Genomic DNA, 24,748 nt, shown 5'->3' with positions numbered 1-24,748 from the left:
GCTCCTTATAATCGATAAAATTGTTGAGTATTCAAAAGCATTTGCTCTTGAACATAATGTAATGGCAAAAATTTTAATTCAGCTACTTTCTTCACTACTGCGAATAATTGCTCAGAAATTACCGCACTTTCAAATCCTTCATGTGGCCAAGGACTATCCGTTTCAATCATCAAACGGTTTAACGACAAATGTTGAGCAACATTCTGAGTTTTAGGATTCCATAAAATATCAGGTGTGAGGCTAGCAAAATATGCTGTAGATAAAAATTTCTGAAAAGATTTTTCATCTGTCTTAAACCAATGAAAATGAGCACGTTGAATATTATGTTTCTGCAATAATTCAAGGGCAATATCCACATCATTATGCACAATATGTAAATTTAACGGCAAATCCCATTTTTTCGCTATCAGAATAAATCGTTCCAGTAATTCAATGTAAGGTGCGTAATCCAAATTTGGATTTTCACGTTTAGAATAATGTGGCAACCCCACCTCGCCAATCGCAGAAATCGATGAATGATGTTCATCAATCCATTGAAATAATTCTTCTTGCTCTTCTAAATTCAGCAAGGGCTGTTCAGGATGAAAACCAGCTGCAATATAAAGTTTCTCGGGATAAACCTGTTTTAAATTCAATAGTTTTTTAGCACTTTTTAGATTCGTACTTACTACAAGCATACCTGTAATCTTTGAATCAGCGAGTGTTTTCTGGATATTCTCATCAGAGAGTTGATCTAAATGAAGATGACTGTCAAATAGCATAGTATTTTCCAATGAAAAACCGCACAAAAGTGCGGTCAATTTTAAATTTATTTTATACCCCTTTCCAGGTTCTAACAGGGCCAGTATCCACATGAATAAAATTACTTGTTGGATAATAACCTACACCACCATTTCGAAGACTTTCTGCGGAAGATTTCACTTTAATCAAAGGTACACCAGCAATACGGAAATCAATGGCCTTTCCTTTAATATGATAGCTATTACTTGCTACGCCTTTGCTTTGACGATGACGCATTGCATTAGTCGCTGCAGAACGATACCCACAAATTACTTCAATTTCAGCATTGCGTAACCCTAAATTGCTTTGAATGTTATAAAACTTGTGGAATAAATTTGGATCCATTCTACGAACTTGGTTTGTTCGTTTATCGCGCATAAAATGGTCCAATTTTTTTAATGTGGCACTAGAGAAACCTTTTTGTGCAGAAAATTCACCACTTAATCGCTCTCCCGTATTAATGTTACGGAACATCAAAATACGAGGCTTAGGTGTTGAAACCATTGCTAATACAGAATTAGGTAAAACTGATGCACCTAAAACAATGCCTCCGAGCGACAGCCATTTACGTTTCTGTTTATCAATCTTCATCATCTCTCCTTCCTATTTTTTGATGGATTATTAGAGATATTTTTTGACGACATTCCAGTTAATTCCACTGAAACTCATCAATCCATCATATTTATAAATATCTGGCAATGCCTGAATTTTTCCATTCTCAACCCAAGATGTCACATAGTATATAAATACTGGGTTTTCTGAACGAATTGGGGCAGAAACCGTTTTTTTACTCTCTAAAACATTCTTTTTACGTTCATCAGACCACCCTGCTTCTTTTAATAAAATGCTAGCAAGTTGATCGGATTTTTCCACACGCACACAACCAGAACTTAATGCGCGATCTTTACGGCTAAACAGCCCATGATTTGGCGTGTCATGTAAATAAATGGCATCTGAGCTTGGCATATTAAATTTATAATTACCCAATGCACTATCGCCCGCAGCTTGTCGAACTCGGTAAGGGAATTTATTACCAATAGATGCCCAATCAATAGAAGCTGGATCAACAATATTGCCTTGATTATCTAAAATTGAATAATTATGTTCCGTAATATAATTTGGATCCGCTTTCATTTTTGGCAATAAATCTTCATTGATCAAACGAGTTGGCGCATTCCAAGGTGGATTAACAACAACATTACTCAATTTGCTATACATCACTGGCGTACGTCGTTGATCCTTACCAACAATAACACGAGACTCCAAAGTTAAATTACCATCACGATAATACTGCAATTTATAACTTGGAATATTTACAAAGATGCCATTATGAAAATCAGGAATTACTCGCAAACGCTGTGCATTAATTGCAAGTTTCTGCCCAACCTCTGATAAGCCTGATGCAGATACCATTGATGATAACGCTTTAACAGTTTGATGATATAAGTGATTATCACCCGATAAACCTTGTACAAAACCTAAAAGTTGGCCATTTTCTACCGCACTTAACCAACGTTGAATATGTTCATCTGCAGGTTGTTGAACTTGATAAGCACTAGGCGAATACAGCCAGCGTTGAGCTTGAACTCCAACATTTTGAGTATAATACAAATAATCTAGCAATATATCGCTCAATAAAACATCATAAGCTAATCCGCCTTCTTGCTCGATTAATTCAAAGGATTCTAAGGATTTTGCTGAACGTTTAGAAATACCGCTAGCGACCATAGCGGCATAATCCTGTAATAATTGGCGAGCCGCAGCATTATCTTTCCATAATGGTGTATATTTACGTTCTGCATATAAACGAGCTAACAAAGCCTTAAACTGTAAAGCATGCTCGCCTATTTCATGGGTTAGCGACATCTCTAAAATCGATTGCTTTTCCTGTGATAAGCGCGCTTGATCTAATTTAATTTCTTCTTCTAGTTTTTGTTTTTCTTCTGGAGATAAATGCGAAACATCAATTCCATGAGTTTGCGCAGATTTCCCATTGTTTGCAAAATCTGCTAGAGCGCATCCTGATGTCATCATTGACAATGACAACACAAATACTGAGAGCTTTGCAGTGCTTTTAAACATAGCCATTCCTTAAATATTTCCTAAAAACAACCGCACTTTATCTAAGTTCTAAAACAAAGTGCGGTTAAAATAATTTTATTTTTTCTCTTCTACTTTTTCCGTTGGTTTCTGAGCTTCTTTACCAACATCTTGCGCACTTGAATTCAACATGACAAAATCCGCAGCCATTTTTTCTGCTTCTTTTAAGAAGAAATCTGGCGCTTCATAATCTTTCGGTAAATCATCAATATCATTTAATGCTTTTTTACCTTCTCGTTTAAAACGCTCATTAATATCTTTTAAACGTCTTGCATCATCTTTATCGTTTTCAGCTTTACGTGTTTGATAATTCAACGATAAGAATTTGCGATCACGGCGCTCATTACGAATTTTTAAATCTTCATTCAATGCAACAAATTCAGGATCTTTGGCAATACGCTCAAGATGTTTTTGATTTAATACATCAACATCTTTGCGCGCATTACCAACTTCTTTATAAGTTGCAGATGGAATTTTATCCCACGGCAATGCATTATCTTCTTTATCTTCACCGTATTCTTTCGCATCGATAATTTCAGGGAAATTAATATCTGCCGCCACACCTTTTAATTGTGTTGAACCGCCATTAATTCGATAGAATTTTTGGATAGTATATTGCAATAAACCTAACGGTGTCTGATCCAAATCATACACAAAATTCAAAGGGCGACTTTGCTGAACGGTACCTTTACCGTAAGTATTTTGTCCAATAACAATACCGCGATTGTAATCCTGCATTGCCGCTGCAAAAATTTCTGATGCAGAAGCGCTGTAACGGTTAATCATGACCAACAAAGGGCCTTTATATTGTTGCTCAGCATCATCATCTTCATGTACACGAATTCGTTGATAAGCATCACGTACTTGCACAACAGGACCATTAGTAATAAACAAACCGCTTAAAGCAACCGCTTCTGTTAATGCTCCACCACCGTTCTCACGCAAATCAATAATCAACGCATCAGCTTTTTGTTTTTCTGCTTTAACCAATAATTTTTTCACATCATCAGTTAAACCAATATAGAAACTTGGCACTTTGATTACCGCAATATTTTTACCATCGGCTTTATCCATGGTTAATTTTGCGGCTTGATCTTCAATACGCACTTTATCGCGCACTAAAGTAATAATACGGGATTTTCCCCCTTTAGACGGTTCAATTTCTAACCGCACTTTTGTGCCTTTTTTACCTTTGATTTTCTCAACGATATCTTCTAAACGCCAGCCAACGATATCTTCAATCTCGCCTGTAGCTTGTCCCACACCAATAATTTTATCTCCGGGATGTAATTTTTTACTTTTCTCCGCTGGTGCACCAGGAACAAGTGACTTAATACTTGTTTCATCATCTTCTGATTGTAACGTTGCCCCAATCCCCTCAAGAGAAAGATTCATGCTTTCGTTAAAACTTTTCGCTGTTCTTGGTGCAAGATAGCTGGTATGTGGATCAATTTCGCGAGCAAATGCATTCAAATAAGTTTGAAGAATATCATCAGCCTTAGTTTGAGTTAAACGGCGAATTGCCAAATTATAACGTTTGGTAAGTTTTGACTTAATTTCTGACCATTTTTTATCTTTTAATTTAAGATTGATAATGTCATTTTTTACTCGTTCTTCCCAAAGTTTGTTGGCTTCCTCTTCGTTTTTCGGAAATGCCGCTTTTTCACGATCAATTTCAATTTGATCCTGACCATTCAAATTAGGTTCTTTATCTAATAAAGACAATGCATAAGCATAACGTTCATAACGACGCTTCATCATTACATCATAAATATCAAAAGCAGCAGAAAGATCACCTTGATTTAACTGGTCATCCAACTTAGCGCCATATTTTTGACGAAGTTCATCTACATCAGATTGCAAAAAGGTGTTATGGCTAAAATCAATATTTTTGATATAACGATCAAAAATCTTCTCAGAAAAAGCATCATCCAATGAGATCTTTCGATAATGCGATTGGGTTAATCGAGTCGTTGCACGCTTAGTCGCCAACTGATTCGCTTCGCTTGCTGTTGGAATAGTAATATCGCTCAGTTTTAATTTAGGCTGCACAGCAAAAGCAGGCATAGAGCCGATTAACAATGCCGATAACAATGCGCGAGTAATCACATTTTTTGAAATATTAGATCTCATAACCTTTCCCGAGTAGAATTAAATCATTATGCAAATAAACGATCTGCAGCTACGCTCATAACCAAACCGTTTTCAAGTTGAACACGTGCTGAATCTTTTAGGACTTCCACTACTGTTGCTTTTTTCGCATGATCACCAGCTTTCACTTTCACCACAGAACCAACAGAAATTTGTGAAAAATCAACCGCACTTAATGACGGCTTATTGAAGTGTTTAGCATTTTTATTTGCAGGTTTACGTGGGCGTTGTTTTTGTTGGGCTTTTTTCGCTGCAGCCTCAGCTTTACGTTTTTCAGCAACACGCGCTTTAGCATCTGCAAGCTGTTGAGCTGCATGGGCTACATGTTCAGCTTCTAACACGCCAGCTGGATTACCTTGTAAATCTACACGCACTGCACCTTCGCGACAACCATGTAAATAACGCCAATTTGATGTGTATTGACGAAGAGCCTGACGCAACTGAGTTTTGCTTACACGCTCATCATCTTGTAATGCATCCGCTAAATCTTGGAACAGGCCAATTTTTAATGGTTTTGCTTCGCCTTCTAAAATAAAGCAAAGTGGGAATTTTTCAGCCAAATACGCAATAATATCTTTTGTATTGGTTAATTTTTGTGAATTTACTTGTGCATCAGTGGTCTGAACGCCAGATTGAGAATCAGTCATGTTAGTTATCCTAGGGTAAATATAAACCGACCTAGTTTATCGCACTTTTTACAAAATTTACAATGAATCAAAACATTGTGAATAAATTTCGCACAAAAATAGTCAATATCACTTCCCATATATACTTAAACAAGGCTAAAATGCGCCGTTTTTAACAATCGAATAAAAGATAATCTTTCGTGCAACAATCAAACCTCACAAAAAAATCATTTCAAATTATAAAATGCGAAGAATGTGATGCTAGCGTAGAAACACCTTTAATATTAAATAAAGATGAACAAGCTGAATGTCCACGTTGCCATCATCACTTAGCGACAGATGGGCGTTGGTCTGTTCATCGTTGCGCTATGGTTGCTTTATCGATCCTTATTTTGATGCCATTTGCCTTGGGTTATCCCCTATTAAGTCTTCATTTATTAGGTGTCAAAATTGACGCATCTATTTGGGAAGGTATTTGGAAAATGTCAGTGGCAGGCTATGAATATACTGCCTTTATGGTGTTTATCTGTGCCGTTGTGATGCCTATTACCTTTGCAATTTTAGTCATCATGCTCTGGATTGCAAAAATTTTGCATATTAAACCACGTAGTGTTTTGCTTTTTTTAGGTTATATAAAACCTTGGGTTATGTTTGATGTTTATTTAGTCGCGCTAGGCGTGACGATGTTCAAAGTGCGTGAATATGCAACACTGGAAATTAATGTTTACTTAATTCCCTTTATTTTTACCGCACTTTTGACAACCCTACTTTTTATCAAATTAAACCTTAAAGCATTATGGAAAGAGTTTTATCCAGAAAATGAACCAGCTTATGATGCAAATAACATTGAATTATGTGATGCTTGTAACTATACATTTTCAGAAAATAGCATTCATTACGATAAAAAGAACAACCCACGATGTCCGCGCTGCTTATCGCCTGTTCATATTTCAGATAATATTAAGTTACAACGCACTTGGGCAAGTTTAATTGCTGGGATTATTATGCTTTTACCAGCAAATTTATTACCCATATCAGGCATTTATTTAACAGGTGCGCTCTCTGAAGATACATTAATATCTGGTGTCATTTCTTTTGTTAACATGGGCAGTTATTTTGTTGCTTTCGTGGTATTCTTTGCGAGTATTTTTGTCCCAATCAGTAAAGCTGTAATTTTACTTTATTTACTAAGTTGTGTTCATTTTAAATGGCGACACTCTATAAAATGGCAAATACGTTTATTGCATATTGTGCATTTCGTTGGGCGCTGGTCTATGCTCGATTTATTTGTATTAGCCTTAATGATGTCGCTAGTAACTCGGGGTGAAATTATTAATTTTACCGTTGGTCCCGGCGCATTTTACTTCGGCGCTGCCGTATTCTGCAGCATGATTTCAACCTCACAATTTGATAGTCGATTAATTTGGAAAATTTATGACAGAGAAAAATAGTTCTTCAATGAAAGATCAACATACAGAAATGACAGCGACAGTACGAAAAACTCGTCGTATTTCTCCATTTTGGTTACTTCCCTTTATTGCATTATGTATTGGGGCAATTTTATTCTTCCAAATTGTTAAGGAACGCGGCACAAGCATCACGATTACCTTTACCAATGGTTCCGGTATCGTTGCGGATAAAACACAAGTTCGCTACCAAGGGTTGCAAATTGGTGTGGTGAAAAAAGTAAATTTCACAGATAACATGCAAAAAGTGGAAGTTGTTGCCAATATCAATCCTGAAGCGTCAAGTATTTTGCGTGAAAATACAAAATTCTGGCTTGTTCAACCAAATGTTTCACTTGCAGGCATTTCAGGTTTAGATTCTCTCGTATCAGGCAATTATATCACTCTTCAACCGGGTGATGGCGATCGCGAAGATGAATTTATTGCAGAAGAACAAGGCCCCATTGCCCAAGTTTCGCCTGGAGATTTATTGATTCACTTAATTTCTGATGATTTAGGCTCAATTTCTATTGGTGCATCCGTATATTTTAAAAAACTACCTGTAGGAAAAATTTACGATTACCGCATTAATAAAGACAATAAAGTACAAATAGACGTGGTGATTGATAAAGCCTATGCACAGTTTGTGAAAAAAGATTCACGTTTTTGGAACATAAGCGGCATTAACGCCAACATTAGCCCATCAGGCTTAAATCTAAATGTAGAAAGTTTAAATGCGGTTGTACAAGGTGCCGTTTCTTTTGACTCTCCAGATGACAGCCCAAAAGCAGATGCAAATAGTCATTTCACGCTCTATACCAATTTAAAAGCGGCAAAACGTGGAATTGAAGTCAACGTAAATATCCCCGCATCTGCTGGTCTCGTTGCAGGACAGACCGAAGTTTATTCTCAAGATAATCCTATCGGTATTCTTTCTAAAATAAGTGCGGTTGAAAATAACGATGAAATTTTAGAAGGCAGTTTATTGATAGATCCAAATCAAGCCTCTTTATTCAAAGCGAATAGCAAAATCGTACTTCGCAATAAAAAAACGGATCTTGGTAATTTAGCAGATCCCAAAAAATTCTTTCGTGGCGAATATTTTGATGTCATTGCTGGAGATGGTGAAACTAAGCTTCAATTTGATGTCATTAAAGAAAATGAGTTATTACTCAATGCACCTAATACATTGGTTTTAACACTCACTGCACCAGAAAATTATGGTGTAAGTGAAGGTCAAAATGTGTTTTACAACAACATGCCAATCGGACAAATTGTTTCACAAAAAGTCGACGTAAATGGTGTACAATTTAAGGCAGCAATTGCATCTGAATATCGTAATTTAATTCACGAAAACACACAATTTGTCGCCGCAACAAATTTTGATATAAGCGTTGGATTAGATGGATTGCGTTTTGAATCCGCAACACCAGAAAAATGGTTACAAGGTGGCGTACGAGTATTAATGAAACAAGGTCAGGGAAAAGCTAAAGATAGCTATCCGCTTTATCAAAATATCAGCAATGCTGAACATGGCATCACAGGAAATATTCTTACGCCAACGATAACCTTACATACCAAAACGTTACCAAGCATTGATAAAGGCTCTCTCGTACTATATCGTCAATTTGAAGTGGGAAAAGTGTTAAATGTCAAACCTCAAACTAATAGCTTTGATGTAGACGTTTATATTTACCCTGCCTATCAACATTTGTTGACAGATAAAAGCCGATTTTGGGTAGAAAGTGCGGCGAAAATTGATATCACACCTAAAGGAATTAGCATTCAAGCAATGCCACTTGTGCGTTCCTTAAAAGGTGCGATTAGCTTTGATAATAGTGGTTCGGGCAATAATCGAATACTTTACGCAAATGAAAGTTATGCTAAATCCATCGGACTTGCCATCACCTTAACAGCAGATGATGCAACCAATCTGAGTAAAGGAATGAGTCTGCGCTATTTGGGTCTAGATGTGGGGCAAATTGACAGTATTCAGCTTGATGCAAAATCTAAACGCATCACTGCAAAAGCGTTAATCAACCCTAATTATATGAATATGATTGCAAAAGAAGGTTCTAACTTTACAATTATCTCACCACAAATTTCAGCAGGTGGAATAGATAACCTTGATAGCTTATTACAGCCTTATATCGATATTGAGATTGGGAATGGTAAACCAAAAACACTATTCAATTTAGCGCAAACAGCTCCACAACGTAATAAATTTAGTAATGGTACGCCATTTATTTTAGAAACACGTGATGCAATGAATTTAAGTGAAGGTTCACCAATTCTTTATCGAGGCGTAGAAGTGGGTACCGTGAAAAAATTTGAACTTAACAGTCTTGGTGATCGCGTCTTAATTCATATCGCAATCATGCCGAAATATAGTCATCTTGTTCGGCAAAATACAGAATTTTGGATTGCATCGGGCTATGACTTTACCTTAGGCTGGAAAGGTGCAGCATTTAATACAGGAAGTGTTCAACAGTTGCTAAAAGGTGGTATTTCTTTCTCCACACCAGCAGAAAAAGAAATTCAACCACAGGCGCAGCCAAACAAACGTTTCTTACTTCAGATAAAACGCCCTGAAGAAGTACAAACTTGGGGAAGCGGGGCGTTACCACAATAAATAAAAAATGGATTAAACTGTAAAAGGTTTAATCGATTTTTTATTATCAATTTAAATAGTCCAATAAGTTTTTCCACTGTAATTGCATATCTTTCACACCAAGTTCATACATTGCCTGCAATTTATTGGGATCTTTTTCAATACGCTTAATCTTCAAATCAACAGAAGGTCGAATAACAAAAATATCGCCTTTTTCTGCTAGTTTAATCACATTTTCAACTTGTCGATTATACATGGCATAACGCTGATTTACGGCATCTGCAAAATGTGGATAACGTCGATAAAACCATTTGGCAATCCAAATCATTGACTTAGATTTTCGATAATCTAAAGTGCGGGTAAGAATGACAATGATTTTATCGTATCCTAACTTCTGCATTTTTTCGACAGGAATAGAATCCGCAATGGCACCATCCAAATAAGGAATACCGTCTATTTCAACTGGCCGAGAAACATAAGGCATAGCGGAAGTAGCACGCAACACCTCCATTTGCGCCAAAGGATCTATTAATTTGACATATTCCGCTTGGGCAGTTTGTAAATTAGTCACAGCCACATAAAAATCGATATCTGATTCTTTAAACGTTTTATTATCAAACACATCATATTTGAAAGGTACTTCATAAAAAGCAAAATCTTTATTCACGATATTGCCCGTACTCACCAAACTTTTAAAACTGATATAACGCTTATCTGATATAAATTTCTTGTTATAACGAATTGCCCGCCCTTTTTGCCTAGAAGGATAATTAACACCAAACAATGCACCTGCTGAAACGGAAATAATTCCATCCACCCAAAAATCTTTATCTAAGAAGGTATCTAGTACACCCGCGGTGTACATGCCTCGCATCGCTCCACCTTCTAATACCAAGCCAATTTTCATTGATTTTTTAACTTCTTCCATTTGAAAACAACACATAAAAATATTGCGTGCCATTTCTGAACACGCAATTATTTGAACAATCTGGATTAATCCCGTTTCCGACTCAGCAACCACCAAATCATCGCGATAAATAGTAAACTTGGCATTAATGCACCAAAAACAGCAGGCATGTTATAAACAACGCTCATTTGCCCGAAAATTTCATTTACAACATAGAACAAAAAGCCAAAACAGATGCCCGTTACAATTCTTGCCCCCGCCGTCACACTGCGTAGTGATCCAAAAATAAAAGATAATGCCAATAACATCATCACACCAACAGACACTGGTTGGAAAATTTTTCGCCAGAATGTGAGTTCAAAACGACTCACATCCTGACCTGTTTCACGTAAAAATGAAATGTAATTATACAAACCTGAAATAGACAGTGATGTAGGACGTAAAGAAACAGCGCCTAATTTATCTGGCGTTAAATTTGTTTCCCATTTTTCCGATAAGCGATTACTTGTCTTGATTTCATCTTTGCTAATCATAGAATGGTTCACTTGACGTAAAGTCCATTTACTTTCATCTTCCGAATAACTTGCTTGGTTAGCATGTTTCAACTCTGTCAAATTACGATGCTGATCAAAAGTATAAATATAAATATCGTTTAATTTTGCGTCATCCGTCACACGTCGAACAAACACAAAATTATTACCATCTTTTGCCCAAACCCCATTTTTCATGGAAAGCATGGAACCACCAGAAAGCGCTCGAGCACGCATATCACGTGCGAACTGTTCAGTTTGTGGAATCCCCCATTCACCAATCACCATGGTTAACAATACTAATGGTAATGCGGTTTTCATCACTGCCATACCAATTTTAAAACGAGAAAATCCAGCAGCTTGCATCACGACGAGTTCGCTTCGACTCGCAAGGTTGCCCAAAGCCATTAGCGCACCAAGCAATGCGGCCATGGGAAAGAAAGTTTCGATATCTTTTGGAATAGTTAAGCCAGTAAAAGCCACCGCTTGCCAAATATCATAAGTACCTTTACCTACGCTACGAAATTGTTCCACAAATTTAATAATGGCAGAAAGTCCAACCAATGTAAGCAAAGTAGCAAAAATTGATCCAAGAATACTTTTTCCAATATAACGATCGAGGGTATTCATCATTTTGCTTATCCTTTTTTACTGAATAAATGGCGGAATTTATACATCGCAGCGCTATCCCAACCGTTTAACACGATACCAAGCAACAAAAAGCCAATATTAACAAGAGGCATAAAAATAGCAGCATCTAATTTTCCTGCAGCCCCCGCAGATTTAAAGGAACTTTGTAATAAAAAATAAATTAAATAGAGTAAAAGTGCGGGTAAAATTTTGGCAAATCTACCTTGTCGAGGATTTACACGACTTAATGGCACAGCAATTAACGCCATGAGTGGAACAGCTAGGATTAATGTAATACGCCAATGCAATTCAGATTTAGCAGAAGATGAATCTAAACCGATAAGTTGAGACAATGTTAATTCAGCCACTTCATCATTCGTATTTTCTGTTTCCTGATGACCTAAATAAGCTTGATATTCATCAAAATGCGTAATGCGGAAATCAGGCAAAACAGACGTGCCTTCAACTCGTTGCGTATTTTGTAAATTCAGAATTTGATCGCCATTTGGCAGCGCTTTTAATTCGCCTTTTTCAGCAGTCACGACGGATGGCTTTGTTTGTCCTTTTGGGGCAGTTTGGAACAAATACACGTCATTAATTTGATTTCCCTTGATACTATCAATAAATAAAACAAAATTGTTGTTATTTGTTGATATAAACTGACCAGAAGCAAGCACCCCCATTGTTGGATTCGCTTTGGCATCTTCTACGATTGCCGCTTGTTTTTGAATTGACCACGGCGAAAGCCACAAGACGTTATAAGCAGCAAGTCCCGCAGTAATCAATGAAAGCATTAACGCCACACGCACTAAAACACGTTGCCCTACACCACAAGCACGCATCACCGTTATTTCACTTTCAGCGTAAAGACGACCAAAAGTGAGTAAAATCGCAATAAACAAACATAATGGCAACATTAATTGCGCCATAGCGGGCATGCCTAGCCCTAGCAAGGAAAATACCAAGTCAGCCGGCACTTTACCATTAGCCGCAGATCCCAGTACGCGCACTAACTGCTGAGAGAAAAATATCAGCAATAAAATGAACAAAATGGCGACCTGGCTCTTAAATACTTCTTTCGTTAAATATCGAATTAAAATCATCTTATTTTGTTTGTTTTTCTAAATCTAAAGCGGGGGAAAACTGGATAAAATCGGTCGCGTATGATACCTTATTTTCGCTGAATTAAACAGAAATTTAAGGACATCAAATGAAATATCAAGCAAAAAACACCGCACTTTCTCAAGCTGGTGATTGTATTGTTTTAGGCGTATATGAGAACAATGAATTTTCAAAAAGTTTCCATGAAGTCAATCAATTAACCCAAGGCTATTTAAACGATTTAGTGAAATCAGGTGAGCTAACTGGCAAATTAGCCCAAACCGTTTTACTTCGTGACCTTCAAGATTTATCTGCTAAACGCGTATTAATCGTTGGCTGTGGCAAAAAAGGAGAACTCACGGAGCGTCAATATAAACAAATCATCCAAGCTGTATTAAAAACCCTAAAAGAAACCAACACACGTGAAGTCGCTTCTTATTTAACTGAAATTGAATTAAAAGATCGCGATCTTTATTGGAATATCCGTTTTGCCATTGAAACGATTGAACACACCAATTATCAATTTGATCATTTCAAATCTCAAAAAGCAGAAATCTCTGTTTTAGAATCTTTCATCTTCAATACGGATTGTGCTCAAGCCCAACAAGCTATTTCTCACGCCAATGCGATTAGCTCAGGCATAAAAGCAGCACGCGACATCGCAAATATGCCACCAAATATATGCAACCCAGCTTATCTTGCTGAGCAAGCAAAAAATTTGGCACAAAATTCTACCGCACTTTCATTAAAAGTTGTGGATGAAGAAGAAATGTCAAAACTTGGAATGAACGCTTATCTTGCCGTCTCAAAAGGCTCTGAAAACCGTGCTTACATGTCTATTTTGACATTCAATAATGCACCAGATAAAAACGTAAAACCCATTGTACTTGTCGGCAAAGGATTAACCTTTGATGCAGGCGGTATTTCACTTAAACCTGCCGCTGACATGGATGAAATGAAATATGATATGTGCGGTGCAGCTTCTGTTTTCGGCACAATGAAAGCCATTGCAGAGTTGAACTTGCCATTAAACGTTATTGGTGTTTTAGCTGGTTGTGAAAATCTGCCTGATGGTAATGCTTATCGCCCAGGCGATATTCTTACCACTATGAACGGTTTAACCGTAGAAGTGCTCAATACCGATGCGGAAGGTCGCTTAGTCCTTTGTGATGCCCTTACTTATGTTGAGCGTTTTGAACCTGAGCTTGTTATTGATGTTGCAACCTTAACTGGTGCTTGTGTGGTTGCCCTTGGTCAACACAATAGCGGCTTAGTTTCTACAGATAACGATCTTGCCAATGCACTGCTCCAAGCGGCAACAGAAACCACTGACAAAGCGTGGCGTTTACCATTAAGCGAAGAATATCAAGAGCAACTTAAATCACCTTTCGCCGATCTTGCAAATATTGGCGGTCGCTGGGGTGGCGCAATTACAGCGGGTGCATTTTTGTCTAACTTCACGAAAAAATATCGCTGGGCACATTTAGACATTGCAGGTACAGCTTGGCTACAAGGCGCAAATAAAGGCGCAACTGGCCGCCCTGTTTCTCTATTAACACAATTTTTGATTAATCAAGTTAAATAGCCACAAAGCAGGCACATGTTGCACCTTTAAATCGATTACTCTGCTAGTTCGGTTTGCTCATGTGCCATTAACTCTTGCCCCACATCATCAAGCAAACTTAGATAACGTTCATATTGTTTCAACATATCGGCAATCAATTCATCTTGATCCATATATTGAACATCGTAACCGACTCGTCCATCAAAGAAATAAGTGTAAGGCTCGTAAGTAACGCTATGCTGAATGTGCGGTAGATTTTCATCGTTAATTAATTGCTCTGACACTTCGCGCCCAACAGATTTAATACCATACATAAAATCTCGCATTGATTCTTTATGAATTACCAATTCCAAAGCTGGCTCTTCTTGTTCAAATAATGTGTTGATTTCTACACTTAAATTATATTTTCCTGCTAATTCTTGACGTAATTCTCGCATAGCAGGTAACGCTGTATTTTTAAGAAAACGTAAAATATCTTTCTCTTGTGTTTGGTTCATCATTTGCTCTAAATGTGATTTCCATTTATCGCCGCTCCAGAAAATGCTAGTTGGATTGACTTTAGTAGAAAAATATTTTTTATCCGCAATTAAGCCTTTCCATAAACTCAAACACATTACCAACATCAATAAAGCAAAAGGCAAGGCAACAATTAATGTCATTGTTTGTAAATTAGCTAGTCCACCAGATTGCATAAGAACAATCGCGACAACTGACATCAAAGTTCCCCACATTATCGCTTGCCATGCAGGCGAAACTAAACTTTTATCACGAGATGCAATGTTATTTAACACATAAATGCCTGAATCTGCTGAAGTGATAAAAAACAATGAAATCACTAATAAACTCACAAAGCCCGTTACTGTTGGCAAAGGCAGATAATTTAAAAATTTAAATAATAAAATTTCTGGAGAAGAAATAAATTCGCCAAGCTCGCCCGCAGCAATGCCATCATTTAGCCATACTGCTGTATTACCAAAAACAGTAAACCATAAAATACCAAATAAACTTGGAATAACTAATACGCCAAAAATAAATTCACGGATAGTTCGTCCTTTAGAAATACGGGCAATAAATAACCCCACAAACGGAGCCCAAGAACACCACCAAGCCCAATAAAGCACAGTCCATCCACTAAACCAGCTAGTATGTTCTTGTTCATAAGCATAAGTTTTAAAGCTAAGCTGTACTAAATTGCTGAAATAATTACCCATATTGTCGCTAAATGCAGATAAAAGGTGTAACGTAGGGCCTGCAATTAAAACAAAAAGAAGTAAACAAAATGCTAAAGTTAAGTTAATTTCACTTAATATTTTCACGCCTTTTCCAACACCAGAAATGGCAGAAAACATCGCTAAACACATCACTACAACAATAACGCCAACTTGTAAAGCAAAGCTGTTCTGACTTATCCAACCTATTTGTTCAAGCCCTGCACCAAGCTGTGATGAACCGAAACCTAATGTGGTAATAATCCCAAATAATGTGGCAAGTAACGCCATAACATCAATTACATCACCGATTTTGCCATTAATACGATCTTTTAATAAAGGATAAAAACAAGAGCGCAACGCTAAAGGTAATTTATAACGAAACCCAAAATAAGCTAATGCTAAAGCAATGGTGCCATATACTGCCCAAGCGTGAATGCCCCAGTGGAACAGGGTGTGAAGTAAAGCTTCTTGTTGTTTATGTTCGGCTGAACCCGTTGTAATGTCAGAAAGATAATGGGTTAATGGTTCTGCTACGCCAAAAAACATCAGCCCAACCCCCATTCCAGCGGCAAATAACATCGCAAGCCAAGATAAGAAACTAAATTCAGGTTCTTCTTCATCCTGCCCTAGTTTTATATTGCCAAGACTACTTACTGATAAAATTAATAAAAATACTAAAAACACTGAAAAAGTGAGAACATAAAACCAACTAAAATTGGCAAAAATGCTAGTTTTAGCTTGATTCAATAATGCTTGAGTTTGTGCTGGGGCAATTAAAATCATCGCCATAAGTAACAACACAAAAAATAATGTAACGCCAATTACAAAAGGATTAAATGACGTTCGCTTTTTCATAAATTGAAATAAAAACAAACTTTTCTCCTTAAAAATTAAGTGATTAAATTAAAAATTAGATTTTATACATGTTGCCTAAAGGCAAAAGTGTGTAATGGAACCACTACAAATGACAGCACATAGAAGTGCGATTTTGAAGGAAACGTTCAGTAGGAATTGAAGGTTTGTTTCCTAAAAGCTAATACATAATAACAAAATGTAGTTATTATTTCAAATTAGTGAAGATTTATTTAAAAGTGCGGTGAACAATCAAATATTTTTCTTTATATAATTTTCTAAAATAAATCTTGATAAAGAGAAGGTAGGGATGAACTTTATTATTAATAAAAAACCGCACTTGGAGAAAAACAAAGTGCGGTCATTTTTACTACATCACCGACACCGCTTTAATTTGAACATAGACATCTTGCCCAATAGAAAAACGCAGTTCATTTTGCGCCCATTTACTGATACTTGCCCAAATCTTATGTCCATCCACCAGCACCGCAATATCCACTCGAGAATCTTGTATCTCAATTTGTGCAACTTGACCACGTAAAATATTACGAATACTTGTTTGTTCTGGCTTTTGCAGAGTGATAGAAACATCTGAACTATAAATACAAACTCGCACTCGCTCGCCTACATTCGCGGGCACTTGATGAATCCAAAGTGCTTGTTCGCCTAAGGAAAGTGCGGTCATTTTATAAGGAGGATTATGCAAATGAACGGGCAAGGCAAGTACACTACTCTGTTCGCTTTCTCCTTTCCAAGGGGCAAAAATAGCACTATTCCAAATTTTTTCTACGCTGTCATATGCTTTCACGATGCCGTTTTCCATCAGTACGACCCGATCAGCTAAACGTAACAATTCGTCCAAGCTATGTGTAACATATAAAATCGGGATATTAATTTCTTTAGAAAGACGTTCCAAATATTGCATTAGCTCGCGTTTGCGGGGAACATCAAGGGCAGAAAGTGGTTCGTCCATCAGTAAAATGTCGGGCTCAGCCAACAATGCTCGACCGATTGCTACACGCTGCTTCTCACCACCTGAAAGCGTGAGGGGATAACGCTTTAATAAATGAGTAATACCGAGAAGATCGACAATATAGTTAAAATCATCTTGCGAGACATTTTTCATGCCATAGCGCAAATTTCCTTTTACGGTATAGTGAGGAAATAAACGCGCATCTTGGAACACATAGCCAATTTTACGCAAATGAGTCGGCAATGATTCTTGGGTTTCCATATCCACTAAAGTACGGTCATTTAAACATATAAATCCTTCGTCTGGTTGTATCAAGCCACTGACGAGATTAATCAGCGATGTTTTGCCTGAACCAGACAAACCGAAAATGGCGGTCACCCCTTGATCTGGCACTTGTATATTAGCTTGCAAGGCAAGTTGCCCAAGCTGTTTTTTCACATTAATCTGCAACATTTCCTTGTCCTAATTTTTTCTGCATTCGCTTACTCAACCACTCTGACAATAGCAAAGAAATCAATGAAAGAATGATAGCAAATAAACATAAGCGAGCGGTTTGTTCTTCGGCTCCCGGTGTTTGAATAAAAGAATACATCGCAAGTGGAATCGTTTGAGTTTCACCTGCAATATTCGATACAAAGGTTATAGTCGCGCCAAATTCCCCCAATGATCGTGCAAAACCAAGAACGAGCCCAGCTAAAACTCCAGGTAAAGAAAGTGGCAAGGTTATTGTAAAAAATACACGCCAAGCGGAAGCGCCTAATGTTTGTGCAGCTTGCTCCAATTTAATATCAATATTTTCTAAAGAAAGTTGAATCGCACGAACAACCAATGGAAAAGCAACCACAGCAGAGGAAAGCACCGCCCCCTTCCAACTAAAACCAAAAGATAAGCCAAACCACTGATATAAATACTTACCAATGAAACCATTTCGCCCCATTGCCACAAGCAATAGATAACCGATAACCACAGGTGGCAACACTAAAGGTAAATGAATCACGCCGGTGATAAGTGATTTGCCATAGAAATTTTTGCGTGCTAAAAGCCATGCGACAAAAATAGCTAACGGCAAACTCCAAAGCATGGAACTAACAGCGACACTCAAACTTAAATTAATCGCTGAGATTTCCATTGGAGTCAGATTGAAAAATGAAAAAAATTGGGTAAGCAAAATGAATCCTTATCTGAATAGCCTCTCTTTAAATCCCTTGTTTATGGGAATATCCCAGATTAATGAGAGGTAAGATGCTCTATAATAACAAAAGGGCAGAAATATCCGCCCTTAGTGACTATTAAGATTCTATCTTATTTTGCAGAGAAACCATACCCTACAAGCACTTTCTTCGCAGCATCTGATTCTAAATATTTCAAGAAATCGCGAGAATCCGCATTATCATGACCTTTTACAATAGAAACGGGATAAACAACCGGTTTATGGCTATCTGCAGGGAACACTGCAACCGTTTTAACTTGTTGGCTAACTTTTGCATCAGTGCTGTACACAATACCGTAAGGTGCTTCTGCACGTTCAACTAAAGCTAATGCGCCACGAACATCTTTTGCTCGCGCTAAACGATCTTGCACTTTATCCCATAAATTTAATTTGGTTAATGCTTCTTCTGCATATTGACCCGCTGGTACGTGCGCAGGATCGCCAACAGATAAATAGCTATCTTTTAATGCATTGATCCATTCACCTTTAGCAATATCCACAGAATTTACCGCACTTTTTACTGGTGCGATTAATACTAAATCATTACCCACTAAAACTTTTTCGGTTTCTTTTACGGTTAAATCTTTTTCAGAAAGATATTTCATCCATTTATTGCTTGCAGAAACAAAAATATCTGCTGGCGCACCTTCTTCGACTTGTTTTGCTAAAGTTGAAGAAGAAGCGAAAGAAAACACTATTTCATTTTTCGGATTTTGTTTTGCGTAATCTTTTGCAACTTGTTGTAAAGCATCTGTCATTGAAGCAGCTGCAAATACAGTCACTTTAGCGGATGCTGCAAAAGAAAAACCTAATCCTGCGATTAAAAGCGCGGTTGAAATTTTAGTTAATTTTTTCATGAATCATCTCCTATGACATAACGTTATTTATTTTATTATATATCAATAAAAGTATATAAAGGAAGTGTGAAATATAAAAAACACCTACTCATTTTTAGTAAAAAACCTATTAAACAATAGGATGATTTTGCTTTTAAAAGATCGTCGTAGCGAATCTTAAGATTAGTTCCAGAAGAAATTTTATCTCATTCTATTTTTCCAGTAGAATACTCTAATCATCACCGGGGAGAACCGAAATGAAAAACACCGAAATTTTACTCACCATTAAACTTCAACAAGCACTTTTTATCGATCCAAAACGAGTGCGTTTACTCAAAGAAATTCAACAATGCGGTTCGATTAATCAAGCAGCGAAAAATGCAAAAGTGAGCTATAAAAGTGCGTGGGATCATTTAGAAGCCATGAATAAAATTAGCCCTCGCCCATTGCTTGAACGAAATACAGGTGGAAAAAATGGCGGAGGTACGGCTCTTACCACTTATGCCGAGCGTTTGTTACAGCTTTATGATTTATTAGAACGTACGCAAGAACACGCTTTTCATATCCTACAAGATGAATCCGTACCATTAGATAGTTTGCTCACGGCAACTGCACGTTTTTCTTTACAAAGTAGCGCACGCAATCAATTTTTTGGGCGAGTGGCACAACAACGAATCATTGACTCTCGTTGTGTTGTGGATGTGAATGTGCAAGGATTACCAACGCCGTTGCAAGTTTCTATTACCACAAAAAGCTCGGCTCGTTTGAAACTGATTACAGAAAAAGAAGTGATGCTGATGTTCAAAGCACCTTGGGTGAAGATTAGTGAAAAACCACTGGATAATCAATCTAATCAGTTCCCTGTAAATATCAAATCACTAAATGAAGAAGAAGCCATCCTTCAATTTGCAGAAAGTGATATTGAATTTTGTGCCACAGTCCACCAGCCGAATCAATGGCAAATCGGACAACAAGTTTGGATTCACATTGATCAAGAGCAAATTATTTTAGCAACGCTGGGCTAATCCCAAAGTGCGATAAATATTGGAAGAAGATTTTAATCTCATAAAAAAACAGGCTTGATGTCTGTTTTTTCTTATCAAATAAAACCAAAAACTAATTAGAAAGATTTTTTACAATCAGCGTAATGCCATCCACACGTTCAACTTCAATCAATGCACCAACCGTGAGATTATCGCCTTGAATACGCCAAGTTGTATCACCAAAAGCGCCCCGACCAATTCCATTCGCGCCAAGTTCTTGAACAACGCCTTGTTTACCAAGTAAGGCATGATCTCGCTGATTTAATGTTGAATGAGATTGATCATGGCGATCTTTACCATGTTGATATTTCCACCAAATCACAGAAAGTATACAAGCTAATAGCGCATAAAAAATAGCAAGTGAGGCAAGAGAAAGGCTTGGAAAAAGAAATTGTACAAATGCCGTCACTAAAGCTGCTAATCCCCACCATAGCAAAAATATCCCTGGTGTAAGCACTTCACCAATAAGCAAAATAAAGCCTAAAATCAGCCAATGCCAAAGCGTCCAATTTATTAACCAATCCGCCATAGATTCTCCTATTTGTTGTAAGAGCTTTTTATTACAAAAGTGCGGTGATAAACGACTAAAAAAATCACCGCACTTTATCTAAATTAAGATTTTTTATCGCCCTTTAATAACTCAGCAATACCTGCAACAGAACCAATTAAATTGCCTGCTTCTAATGGCATAAGCACGACTTTACTGTTTCCTGAACTACCGATTTCTTTCAATGCTTCCGTGTATTTTTGAGCGATAAAGTAGTTAATCGCTTTGGTATCACCGCTGGTAATTGCTTCTGATACCATTTGCGTTGCTTTTGCTTCAGCTTCCGCGGCACGCTCTCGAGCTTCAGCTTGTAAAAAGGCTTCTTGTCGCTCCCCTTCCGCTTTTAAAATTCGAGCTTGTTTTTCACCTTCAGCACGGAGAATCTGAGCTTGGCGAATCCCCTCAGCCTCTAATACTTCAGCACGTTTATTTCGTTCCGCTTTCATTTGAGCATTCATAGAATCAATCAATTCACGAGGCGGACGAACATCACGAATTTCAATACGCGTTACTTTAATCCCCCATGGATTTGTCGCTTCATCCACAATAGCCAATAATCGACTATTAATAGAATCACGCTGGGAAAGCATTTCATCAAGCTCCATCGAGCCAAGCACGGTTCGAATATTTGTCATCGTTAAATTGATGATAGCTTGTTCCAAATGATTCACTTCATAAGCCGCACTTCGGGCATCAATCACTTGCACAAAACAAACCGCATCAATAGAAACATTGGCGTTATCTTTAGAAATCACTTCTTGGGAAGGAATGTCTAAAACTTGTTCCATCATATTAATTTTACGACCAATACGATCAACAAAAGGCACCACTAAATTTAGCCCAGGCATTAATGTTCTTGTGTAACGACCGAAACGTTCAATTGTCCAGTTATAGCCTTGTGGTACGGTTTTCACTGTAGAAAACAAAATTAATGCGACTAATATCACAAAAATTAGTGTGGAAATAGCGAATCCATCAAGCATATTTTTCTCCTTTATTGGATAGATTGAATAAAAAGTCTATCAAATCCACCCGCACTTTTATAGCCTATTTTGTATAAAATTAAGGCAATTTTGCCACCACTGCATAGCCTTCAATTAAACCTTCCACCTCATAAGAAGCATTCGCGGTAATGAAAGCTGCCTCACCTTGTTTCAAAGAAAGTGCGGTCGTTTCTGAGCGTAAATTTAACTGACCATTCATCACTAATAAAATACTCGCACTTTGTGCTTTTAAATGATGAGTTTCACCACATTCATATTGAATATTTTGCAAAGCGAAATCTTTTGCTGGCGTAGCATAAGTAAATATACGCGTGTCTTGAGGTGCCGACGGGATAATTTTAGGCTCCACTTCACGACAATCGACAATTTTAAGCAATTCTGGAATATCCACATATTTAGGCGTCAAACCACCTCGAATCACATTATCTGAACAAGCCATCAGTTCAATATTTTGCCCACGTAAATAAGCATGCGGAATACCTGCATCTTGGTAAATTCCCTCGCCTTTTTTGAGGTGCACAATATTAAACAAATAGAAACAAATTAAACCTGCATCTAATTTATCTAGAGAAATATTCATCGCATCAATGGTGTAAAGTACCCAATAATCTGGATTAGTTAAATCCAGATTATTAGCCTCATAAGCAACTTGACTCTCCAACAGAATTGGGGAAAGCCATTGATATAGCTGCGCTTGTTCTGCTTGCATAATATCGGCATAGAAAGCATGTAAATCTTGTTCATGCAATTTTTTTGCAAGCGGGACTAAAGATGATCGAGCCTCTAAAGTTTTGATAATATCCGATTTATTTTTAAAACCATGCAACAACCAGAAATCAGATAAAGCAATCATCATTTCAGGTTTATGATTGTTATCCTTATAAGTTCGTGTTGATGCTTTTAAATCAATGCCTTTCGCATTTTCTTCCGAGAAGCCTATTTCAGCTTGCGTTTTTGTTGGATGAAGTTGAATAGAAAGAGGTTGGGCGACATCAAGAATTTTTAATAAATAGGGTAATTCATCACCAAAACTTGCTCGGCTTTGAGCACCAAGTGCGGTAGGATTTTTCTGTAAAAATTCAGTAAGTAATACATTTTTACCATCGACTTCAATAGTTGAAGGCGAAGAATTATGAGCGCCTAACCACCATTCAGCATAATATTGATTTTCTTCCGCAGGAATATTTAGTAATTGAGGAATATATTGATGCCCTCCCCATACGTAATTTTGGAGTGAGCCAGTAAGTTTATAGATCATTTTTAATTTTTCCGTTTAATCCTATCTACACCACAGTTTTATTTACATAAATAAAAAATCCGCACAAAGGCGGACTTTTTTATCGTAAAGAAATTATTTAGTTAAGCTTAATACCACTGACTCTCCAGCTACGACTTCACCTAATTTTTTCACGATGCAAGAAATTTCATCCATATTGGAAATAACAACTGGCGTTAACACAGATTTTGCTTTTGATTCTAATAAAGGAAGATCAAATTCAATCACGGTGTCACCGCGCTTAACAGATTGACCTTCTTGCGCAATACGAGTAAAGCCTTCACCTTTCAGCTCAACGGTATCAATACCAAAGTGTACAAATAATTCTACACCTTCTTTTGATTCCATTGAGAAAGCGTGGTTGGTTTCAAAAATTTTACCAATCACACCATCCACTGGCGCAACGATTTTGTTACCGGTAGGACGAATAGCAACACCATCACCCACGATTTTTTCAGAGAAAACTACATCGGGAACATCTTCAATATTTACAATCTCACCAGAGATAGGTGCATAAATTTCAACTTCCACAGATTTGTTTTCTTTTGAACCGAATAACTTGTCAAATAAGCCCATTTTAATCTCCTATCAATTCATAGATGGCTGTTATTTTAACGTAAAATCAAACAATTTTGTTTAATTTAATGCATTTTCCGCCAAAAATTCTTCGATTAACTGCTCAATTTCCGAAGCGGTCGGTTTTTGTAATGCGGCATTAGCAAGGGCTTTTGCATCTTGGAAATTCACATTACGGATTAATTTTTTAATTCGAGGTACAGAAATAGCACTCATACTAAATTCATCTAATCCCATACCAAGTAACAATAAGGTTGCACGTTCATCACCGGCTAATTCACCGCACATTCCCGTCCATTTGCCCTCTGCGTGAGAAGCATTAATTACTTGTTTTATTAAACCAAGCACAGATGGCTGCATCGGATTATAAAGATGTGAAATTAACTCATTGCCTCGATCCACCGCCAAAGTATATTGGGTTAAATCGTTAGTACCGATACTGAAGAAATCTACTTCTTTTGCTAAGAATTTTGCATTTACGGCAGCGGATGGTGTTTCAACCATAACACCCACTTGGATATGCTCATCAAAAGCTTTGCCTTCTGCACGTAATTCCGCTTTTAATGTTTCAATAACCGCTTTTAATTCTCGAATTTCTTCTACAGAAATAATCATCGGGAACATCACCGCCAGTTTACCAAACGCTGAAGCACGCAACACCGCGCGTAATTGTGCATTTAAAATTTCACGACGATCTAACACAATGCGAATCGCACGCCATCCCAAGAATGGATTCATTTCTTTTGGTAAATCTAAATATGGAAGCTCTTTATCA

21 protein-coding genes are annotated in these 24,748 nt (G+C 37.3%); 4 read left to right on the top strand and 17 right to left on the bottom strand.

Annotated elements, in window-relative coordinates; translation table 11 throughout:
• Window positions 1-5: 5 nt before the first annotated feature.
• The 5 genes from AAX18_RS03785 to proQ form a co-directional block, all read right to left on the bottom strand.
• Entirely contained in the window at window positions 6-761 is a 756-nt protein-coding gene (locus AAX18_RS03785) for a TatD family hydrolase (RefSeq protein ID WP_005628450.1), read from the bottom strand.
• Between the two features lie 52 nt (window positions 762-813).
• A complete protein-coding gene (locus AAX18_RS03780) occupies window positions 814-1,374 on the bottom strand; it encodes a YcbK family protein (protein ID WP_005628448.1) in 561 nt (186 codons plus the stop codon).
• Between the two features lie 27 nt (window positions 1,375-1,401).
• Window positions 1,402-2,862 (bottom strand): L,D-transpeptidase family protein, encoded by a 1,461-nt coding sequence (locus tag AAX18_RS03775; RefSeq protein ID WP_461649584.1) that lies wholly within the window; start codon window positions 2,860-2,862, stop codon window positions 1,402-1,404.
• 75 nt (window positions 2,863-2,937) lie between these two features.
• Window positions 2,938-5,013, bottom strand: coding sequence for a carboxy terminal-processing peptidase (prc, locus tag AAX18_RS03770; RefSeq protein WP_046953013.1), 2,076 nt, complete (start codon window positions 5,011-5,013; stop codon window positions 2,938-2,940).
• Between the two features lie 26 nt (window positions 5,014-5,039).
• A complete protein-coding gene (proQ, locus tag AAX18_RS03765; RefSeq protein ID WP_046953012.1) occupies window positions 5,040-5,678 on the bottom strand; it encodes an RNA chaperone ProQ in 639 nt (212 codons plus the stop codon).
• Between the two features lie 179 nt (window positions 5,679-5,857).
• Between proQ and AAX18_RS03760 the strand changes: the two genes are divergently transcribed.
• The gene (locus tag AAX18_RS03760; RefSeq protein ID WP_046953011.1) at window positions 5,858-7,108 is read left to right on the top strand and encodes a PqiA/YebS family transporter subunit; all 1,251 of its coding nucleotides are present in this window, start codon (window positions 5,858-5,860) and stop codon (window positions 7,106-7,108) included.
• Window positions 7,092-9,734, top strand: a complete 2,643-nt coding sequence (locus tag AAX18_RS03755) for a PqiB family protein (protein ID WP_046953010.1) — start codon at window positions 7,092-7,094, stop codon at window positions 9,732-9,734. The genes AAX18_RS03760 and AAX18_RS03755 overlap by 17 nt, the downstream gene beginning before the upstream one ends.
• Before the next feature lie 46 nt (window positions 9,735-9,780).
• Here the strand turns inward: AAX18_RS03755 and AAX18_RS03750 are convergent, their stop codons facing one another.
• From AAX18_RS03750 to lptF, 3 genes are all read right to left on the bottom strand, one after another.
• Window positions 9,781-10,620 carry a patatin-like phospholipase family protein gene (locus AAX18_RS03750; RefSeq protein WP_046953026.1) on the bottom strand — a complete coding sequence of 280 codons (840 nt, stop codon included), beginning with the start codon at window positions 10,618-10,620 and terminating at the stop codon, window positions 9,781-9,783.
• A gap of 86 nt (window positions 10,621-10,706) precedes the next feature.
• On the bottom strand, window positions 10,707-11,783 hold the full coding sequence (gene lptG / locus AAX18_RS03745) for an LPS export ABC transporter permease LptG (RefSeq protein WP_046953009.1): 1,077 nt from the start codon (window positions 11,781-11,783) through the stop codon (window positions 10,707-10,709).
• Between the two features lie 5 nt (window positions 11,784-11,788).
• Complete coding sequence (lptF, locus tag AAX18_RS03740; RefSeq protein ID WP_046953008.1) at window positions 11,789-12,883, bottom strand: LPS export ABC transporter permease LptF; 1,095 nt, start codon at window positions 12,881-12,883, stop codon at window positions 11,789-11,791.
• Between the two features lie 107 nt (window positions 12,884-12,990).
• Here lptF and AAX18_RS03735 point away from each other — a divergent pair, with 107 nt between their 5' ends.
• The gene (locus AAX18_RS03735; RefSeq protein ID WP_046953007.1) at window positions 12,991-14,466 is read left to right on the top strand and encodes a leucyl aminopeptidase; all 1,476 of its coding nucleotides are present in this window, start codon (window positions 12,991-12,993) and stop codon (window positions 14,464-14,466) included.
• 35 nt (window positions 14,467-14,501) lie between these two features.
• Here the strand turns inward: AAX18_RS03735 and AAX18_RS03730 are convergent, their stop codons facing one another.
• From AAX18_RS03730 to modA, 4 genes are all read right to left on the bottom strand, one after another.
• Entirely contained in the window at window positions 14,502-16,529 is a 2,028-nt protein-coding gene (locus tag AAX18_RS03730; protein ID WP_046953006.1) for a BCCT family transporter, read from the bottom strand.
• 349 nt (window positions 16,530-16,878) lie between these two features.
• Window positions 16,879-17,934 (bottom strand): molybdenum ABC transporter ATP-binding protein ModC, encoded by a 1,056-nt coding sequence (gene modC, locus AAX18_RS03725; protein ID WP_046953005.1) that lies wholly within the window; start codon window positions 17,932-17,934, stop codon window positions 16,879-16,881.
• Complete coding sequence (gene modB, locus AAX18_RS03720) at window positions 17,921-18,649, bottom strand: molybdate ABC transporter permease subunit (RefSeq protein ID WP_046953004.1); 729 nt, start codon at window positions 18,647-18,649, stop codon at window positions 17,921-17,923. The genes modC and modB overlap by 14 nt, the downstream gene beginning before the upstream one ends.
• Before the next feature lie 134 nt (window positions 18,650-18,783).
• A complete protein-coding gene (gene modA, locus AAX18_RS03715) occupies window positions 18,784-19,548 on the bottom strand; it encodes a molybdate ABC transporter substrate-binding protein (protein ID WP_046953003.1) in 765 nt (254 codons plus the stop codon).
• Between the two features lie 236 nt (window positions 19,549-19,784).
• Between modA and AAX18_RS03710 the strand changes: the two genes are divergently transcribed.
• Window positions 19,785-20,552, top strand: a complete 768-nt coding sequence (locus AAX18_RS03710; protein ID WP_046953002.1) for a TOBE domain-containing protein — start codon at window positions 19,785-19,787, stop codon at window positions 20,550-20,552.
• Window positions 20,553-20,643: 91 nt separating this feature from the next.
• Here AAX18_RS03710 and AAX18_RS03705 read toward each other — a convergent pair whose 3' ends face one another.
• The 5 genes from AAX18_RS03705 to ptsP all read right to left on the bottom strand — a co-directional run.
• The gene (locus tag AAX18_RS03705; protein WP_046953001.1) at window positions 20,644-21,099 is read right to left on the bottom strand and encodes an NfeD family protein; all 456 of its coding nucleotides are present in this window, start codon (window positions 21,097-21,099) and stop codon (window positions 20,644-20,646) included.
• Between the two features lie 83 nt (window positions 21,100-21,182).
• On the bottom strand, window positions 21,183-22,100 hold the full coding sequence (locus tag AAX18_RS03700) for an SPFH domain-containing protein (RefSeq protein WP_005628412.1): 918 nt from the start codon (window positions 22,098-22,100) through the stop codon (window positions 21,183-21,185).
• 79 nt (window positions 22,101-22,179) lie between these two features.
• A complete protein-coding gene (manA, locus tag AAX18_RS03695) occupies window positions 22,180-23,379 on the bottom strand; it encodes a mannose-6-phosphate isomerase, class I (RefSeq protein ID WP_046953000.1) in 1,200 nt (399 codons plus the stop codon).
• Between the two features lie 93 nt (window positions 23,380-23,472).
• The gene (gene crr, locus AAX18_RS03690; RefSeq protein ID WP_046952999.1) at window positions 23,473-23,973 is read right to left on the bottom strand and encodes a PTS glucose transporter subunit IIA; all 501 of its coding nucleotides are present in this window, start codon (window positions 23,971-23,973) and stop codon (window positions 23,473-23,475) included.
• Between the two features lie 60 nt (window positions 23,974-24,033).
• Window positions 24,034-24,748, bottom strand: a 715-nt coding sequence (ptsP, locus tag AAX18_RS03685; RefSeq protein ID WP_046952998.1) for a phosphoenolpyruvate--protein phosphotransferase, incomplete at its 5' end; no start/stop codon positions are given.

The organism is Haemophilus haemolyticus (assembly GCF_001008205.1).
Taxonomy (GTDB): domain Bacteria; phylum Pseudomonadota; class Gammaproteobacteria; order Enterobacterales; family Pasteurellaceae; genus Haemophilus; species Haemophilus haemolyticus_Q.
This window is presented reverse-complemented; position numbering and strand designations above follow the sequence as displayed.